This window comes from Thermophilibacter sp. (assembly GCF_966187215.1).
In genome coordinates, this window is sequence record NZ_CBIFYV010000105.1 from 1 (window position 1) to 4,879 (window position 4,879).

Genomic DNA, 4,879 nt, shown 5'->3' on the forward strand with positions numbered 1-4,879 from the left:
GTTTGTCTCATTAAAATCCCTATGAGACAAACGAACCTGTCCCCAACGTCTCACTTTACAAGCCGCGCCGCCTTCGCTATCGTATGAGCGTTTCAGGCTACAAATCACCGAAGGGGATGCACATGTCCGGACACTCCAAGTGGGCTACCACCAAGCACAAGAAGGCGGCCATCGACGCCAAGCGCTCGTCGCTGTTCTCCAAGCTCTCGCGCAACATCACCGTCGCGGCCAAGCTCGGCGGCGACCCCAACCCGGACAACAACGCCACGCTCGCCGCGGCCGTGGCCCGCGCGCGCATGGTCTCGATGCCCAACGCCAAGATCAAGGCGGCCATCGACAAGGCCTTCGGCTCCGGCGCCGACGCCGCCAACTACGAGGAGATCACCTACGAGGGCTACGGTCCCGCCGGCGTGGCCGTCTACGTTGACTGCCTGACCGACAACAAGAACCGCACCGCGGCCGACGTGCGCTCCGCGTTCAGCCACTCCGGCGGCAGCCTCGGCACCTCTGGCTCCGTGGCGTTCCAGTTCGAGCGCAAGGGCTCGATCGCTGTGGAGAAGGTCATCAAGTCCGACGACAAGAAGGTCGCCGACCGCGAGAACGCCGTCGACGAGGACGAGTTCATGATGGCCGTGGCCGAGGCCGGCGGCGAGGACTACGAGGACGCCGGCGAGCAGTGGATCGTCTGGACCGCCTACGACAACATGCAGAACGTCCAGAAGGGCCTGGAGGACCAGGGCATCGAGGTCAAGGGCGCCGAGCTCACGATGGTCCCCACCACCCCGACGCAGGTCTCGGTGGCCGACGCCAAGAAGGTCCAGCGCCTCGTCGACCGCTTGGACGAGCTGGAGGACGTGCAGAACGTCTACCACACCATGGAGATGACCGACGAGATCGCCGAGGCCCTGGCCGAGGACGAGTAGCGCGCGGCGAGAAGCTCTCGCTGAGGCGGCGTCCGGACGGTCCGGGCGCCGCCTTTTTTGTCGCGCTCTCCGGCCGTTCTTCTCGATTAACCCGCAAAAACTGACATTCACAAACCTTAATCCTGTGAATATATGAATATGAAATCATTTTTTGCGGGTTGTTGGAGAGCGAGAAGGACGATGCGCGGGTCGTTGGGTGCCGAGAAGGGCGCGATGCGGTTCGTTGGCCGGCGAGAGGGACGAGAAGGGCGCGCGGCGGCCGCCCTGCGCGCTACGCGACCGTCCCGTAGACGGCGCCCCAGCCGCGCCCGGTGAGGATGGAGTTGAGCTGGTCGCAGAGGCGCTGGCGGGTGTAGGTGCGCGAGGGCAGCGCCTCGACCACCTCGACGAGGTCGGCGCAGAGGTCGAGGATCTCGGCGCGGGTCACCACGTCGAGCTTGGAGCAGGTCGCCGCGGACGCGATTCCCGGCACGAACACGCTGTCCACGAGCCGTTGCAGCTCGCCGTACTCCTCGGCGCGCAGGTCCATGGGTCCTCCTCGGGCGTGTAATCGTTCGTTTTCGTCTGGAACATGGTAGCAGCCCCACCCGGGTTTGCATCTATACTCTGACCGGACAACCTGAGCCAGAGGAGGACCCGACCCATGACATCCGTCTACCAGAAGATGACCGACGCCGAGCTCGACGCCGCCCTCGCGGACCTCGAGCGCCAGGCAGACGAGCTGCGCGCCCTGAACCTCAAGCTCGACATGGCCCGCGGCAAGCCGAGCCCCGAGCAGACCGCGCTCTCGCGCCCGATGCTCGACCTCGTGACCAGCGAGACCGACCTCGCCGACCAGGGCGTCGACGCCGACAACTACGGCGCCCCCGACGGCCTGCCCTCCGCGCGCGCCCTCGCGGCCGAGCTCATCGGCGTGGACGCGGCCAACGTCTCGGTCATCGGCTCGTCGAGCCTCAACCTCATGTACGACTGCGTGGAGCACGGCTACGTCCACGGCATCGCCGGCAACGAGCCGTGGTGCCGCCAGGGCGAGGTCAAGTTCCTCTGCCCGGTGCCCGGCTACGACCGCCACTTCACCGTCACCGAGAGCTTCGGCATCACCAACGTCCCCGTTCCGATGCGCGAGGACGGCCCCGACATGGACGTCGTCCGCGAGTACGTGGAGAAGGACGCCACGGTCAAGGGCATCTGGTGCGTGCCCAAGTACGCCAACCCCACCGGCGTCACCTACTCCGACGAGGTCGTGCGCGCCTTCGCCGCGCTCAGGCCCGCCGCGCCGGACTTCCGCATCTTCTGGGACAACGCCTACGCCGTCCACACCTTCGCGGGCGAGGGCGACGAGCTGCTCAACATCTTCGACGCGCTCGCCGAGGCGGGCGCCGAGAACCTCGTCTACGAGTTCGCCTCCACGGCCAAGGTGACCTTCCCCAGCTCCGGCATGGCGTGGGTCGCCGCGAGCCCGGCGGACATGGCCGACCTGCGCCGCGCCTTCGCGGCCATGCGCGTCTCGCCCGAGAAGATCAGCCAGCTCGCGCACGTGCGCTTCCTGCGCGACGCCGCGGGCGTGGCCGCGCACATGCGCCGTCACGCCGAGCTCGTGGCCCCGCGCTTCGCGCTGGTGGAGGAGAAGCTCACGGAGGGTCTCGGCGGGCTCGACTGCGCCACGTGGACGCACCCGCGCGGCGGCTACTTCGTGTCGTTCGAGGGGCCCGAGGGCTCGGCCAAGGCCGTCGTCAAGCTCGCCGGCGAGCTGGGCGTCAAGCTCACGCCGGCCGGGGCGCCCTTCCCCTACGGCAACGACCCGCGCGACGCCAACATCCGCATCGCGCCCACCTACCCGACGCTGGAGGAGCTCGGCCAGGCGCTCGACGTCTTCGTGGTGGCCGTCAAGCTCGTGGCCGCCCGTCTCGCCAGGGCCGAGCGCGCGTAGCGGCGGCCCCGGGACGCCGGGGCCGGCCCTTCGGCGCTCTGGCGAAGTTCTGTTATTATCGCCGCTCGGGCCCGGTCCGCGTCGCGGGCGGGGCCCGGTGGCATATCCTAGGAGGCTGCGGCGCGCATGCGTCACAGCGCACGAGGCGGGAGCATCAGGGGATGTCCAAGAAGCAGGCACCAAAGCCGTCCAAGCCCAAGAGCAAGCGGGTGGGCAAGGACCCGGCGGGCGAGAAGGACGCGAAGCGCGCCAAGCGCGAGCGCAGGCCCGGCGAGCTCTCGCGCCCGCAGAAGGTCGTCATCATCGCCTTCATCGTCATCTTCGCCTTCTCGACGCTCGCCGGCGCGATCGCGTCGGTCGTCCAGAGCGACAACCAGACCGTGGAGTACAACGTCGACTACGTGGACTCCCAGTACGAGTCCACGGTCGCCGACCTCGAGAGCAAGGTCGAGGCCGACCCGTCCGACACCGACTCGCTCCTGTCGCTCGCGCAGAACTGCACGTCGTGGGGACGCATGGTGGGCATGCTCGCGCAGACCGACGACGAGCGCTCCCACGGCACCGAGCTCCTGCAGCGCGCCCTCGGCTACTACGACCAGTACCTCGAGCTGAGCGACACGCCCGAGGCGCGCACCGAGCGCGCGCTGTGCGAGTACTACCTCGGCGAGACCGACCAGGCCGTCGCCGACCTCGAGGCCGTCACACAGGCCTCGCCCGAATACGCGCCCGCCTGGGCCGACCTGGGCATGCTCTACGAGGCCCAGGGCTCCACCGACCAGGCCGTCGCGGCCTACGAGCAGGCCGTCGCGAACGACCCGGACGACGAGGCGGGCGCCAAGAGCTACGCCGAGGGCCGTCTGGAGTCGCTGCAGGGCGACAGCGCGGACGGCTCCGCGGACGACGGCTCGGACGACGCGGGCACGGACGGCACCGACACCACCGACACGGGCGCCGACGGCGCCACCAACGACGCGGGTGCGAGCGAGTAGCGAGCGCCCGAGGGGAGGGCCCATGAGCCTTGACATCACCACCACGACCACCGACGCGGGCGCGCTGCTGCGCGTGACCGGCGAGGTGGACGTCTCCTGCGCGGACGAGCTGCGCCAGGGCATCGACGCCGCGATCGCGGCCGGTATCGCGGGCGGCGAGCTCGTGGTCGACCTCGCTGAGGTCCCCTACATCGACTCCACGGGCATCGGCGTGCTGGTGGGCGCCGCGCACCGCGCGCTCGAGGCCGGCGGCACGCTCGTCGTGGCGCACCCGCAGCGCAACGTCGCGCGCGTGCTGGGGTTGCTCGGCGTGAGCGACGACCTCAACATCCGCGAGGACTAGGAAAGAGGGGCCGCCCCGGCGGCGAGAAGGACGACGACACGAAAGCGGGTGACTTTAGTCCGTGTTTGGCATTGGAGAGACAGAGCTCGTTCTCATCGTGCTCTTTGCGTTCATGATCTTCGGACCCGACAAGCTCCCGGGCATGGGGCGGACCCTGGGCAGGGCCCTGCGCCAGTTCCGCAACGCCCAGGAGGGCTTCACCGAGGTGGTCCAGACCAACATCATGGACCCGGCCGCCGAGGCCATGAGCGACAACCCCAAGAAGCCCAACCGCAAGCGTCGCGAGGAGGCCCTCGAGGAGGACGCCGACCTCGAGGCGCCCGAGGGCGAGCAGACCGCTGCGCCCGAGCGCCACGTCGAGACCTTCGCCGAGCGCAAGAAGCGCCTCGCCGAGGAGAAGAAGGCCCGCGAGGCCGCCGAGGCCTCCGCAGCCGCCGAAGCCGACGACGACGCCCCCGAGCCCGACGAGACCGAGACGTCAGCCGAGGCACCCTCCGAGCCCACGGCCGATGCCCAGCCCGAACCCCCCGCCGCCAAGCCGAGCGCCGCCGACCTCTACGCGATGCACCCCACGGCCAAGCCCGCCCCGAGCGAGAGCCCCGTCGAGCCGGCCGCCGTTGGCGGAGCCGGCGGGGACGGTGCCGTCGCGACTCACGAAGGGAGCGACGAGCGCAGCGAGGAGCGCGGAGCGAAC

6 protein-coding genes are annotated in these 4,879 nt (G+C 69.5%); 5 read left to right on the plus strand and 1 reads right to left on the minus strand.

Going from position 1 to position 4,879, the window contains the following annotated elements; translation table 11 throughout:
* Window positions 1-122 precede the first annotated feature (122 nt).
* Window positions 123-923, plus strand: coding sequence for a YebC/PmpR family DNA-binding transcriptional regulator (locus ACWTSU_RS08290; RefSeq protein WP_455137600.1), 801 nt, complete (start codon window positions 123-125; stop codon window positions 921-923).
* 271 nt (window positions 924-1,194) lie between these two features.
* Here ACWTSU_RS08290 and ACWTSU_RS08295 read toward each other — a convergent pair whose 3' ends face one another.
* A complete protein-coding gene (locus ACWTSU_RS08295; protein ID WP_455139622.1) occupies window positions 1,195-1,452 on the minus strand; it encodes a hypothetical protein in 258 nt (85 codons plus the stop codon).
* A gap of 114 nt (window positions 1,453-1,566) precedes the next feature.
* Here ACWTSU_RS08295 and ACWTSU_RS08300 point away from each other — a divergent pair, with 114 nt between their 5' ends.
* The 4 genes from ACWTSU_RS08300 to ACWTSU_RS08315 all read left to right on the plus strand — a co-directional run.
* Window positions 1,567-2,853 carry an aminotransferase class I/II-fold pyridoxal phosphate-dependent enzyme gene (locus tag ACWTSU_RS08300; RefSeq protein WP_455139624.1) on the plus strand — a complete coding sequence of 429 codons (1,287 nt, stop codon included), beginning with the start codon at window positions 1,567-1,569 and terminating at the stop codon, window positions 2,851-2,853.
* Window positions 2,854-3,014: 161 nt separating this feature from the next.
* A complete protein-coding gene (locus tag ACWTSU_RS08305; protein WP_455139626.1) occupies window positions 3,015-3,842 on the plus strand; it encodes a tetratricopeptide repeat protein in 828 nt (275 codons plus the stop codon).
* A gap of 22 nt (window positions 3,843-3,864) precedes the next feature.
* On the plus strand, window positions 3,865-4,185 hold the full coding sequence (locus ACWTSU_RS08310) for an STAS domain-containing protein (protein WP_455139628.1): 321 nt from the start codon (window positions 3,865-3,867) through the stop codon (window positions 4,183-4,185).
* Window positions 4,186-4,246: 61 nt separating this feature from the next.
* Window positions 4,247-4,879, plus strand: a 633-nt coding sequence (locus ACWTSU_RS08315) for a twin-arginine translocase TatA/TatE family subunit (protein WP_455139630.1), incomplete at its 3' end; no start/stop codon positions are given.

Excerpts from the sequence above, each read along its gene's own strand:
- ACWTSU_RS08305 (WP_455139626.1), top strand. The coding sequence starts at position 3,015 with ATGTCCAAGAAGCAGGCACCAAAGCCGTCCAAGCCCAAGAGCAAGCGG.
- ACWTSU_RS08310 (WP_455139628.1), top strand. The coding sequence starts at position 3,865 with ATGAGCCTTGACATCACCACCACGACCACCGACGCGGGCGCGCTGCTG.
- ACWTSU_RS08290 (WP_455137600.1), top strand. The coding sequence starts at position 123 with ATGTCCGGACACTCCAAGTGGGCTACCACCAAGCACAAGAAGGCGGCC.
- ACWTSU_RS08295 (WP_455139622.1), bottom strand. The coding sequence starts at position 1,452 with ATGGACCTGCGCGCCGAGGAGTACGGCGAGCTGCAACGGCTCGTGGAC.
- ACWTSU_RS08300 (WP_455139624.1), top strand. The coding sequence starts at position 1,567 with ATGACATCCGTCTACCAGAAGATGACCGACGCCGAGCTCGACGCCGCC.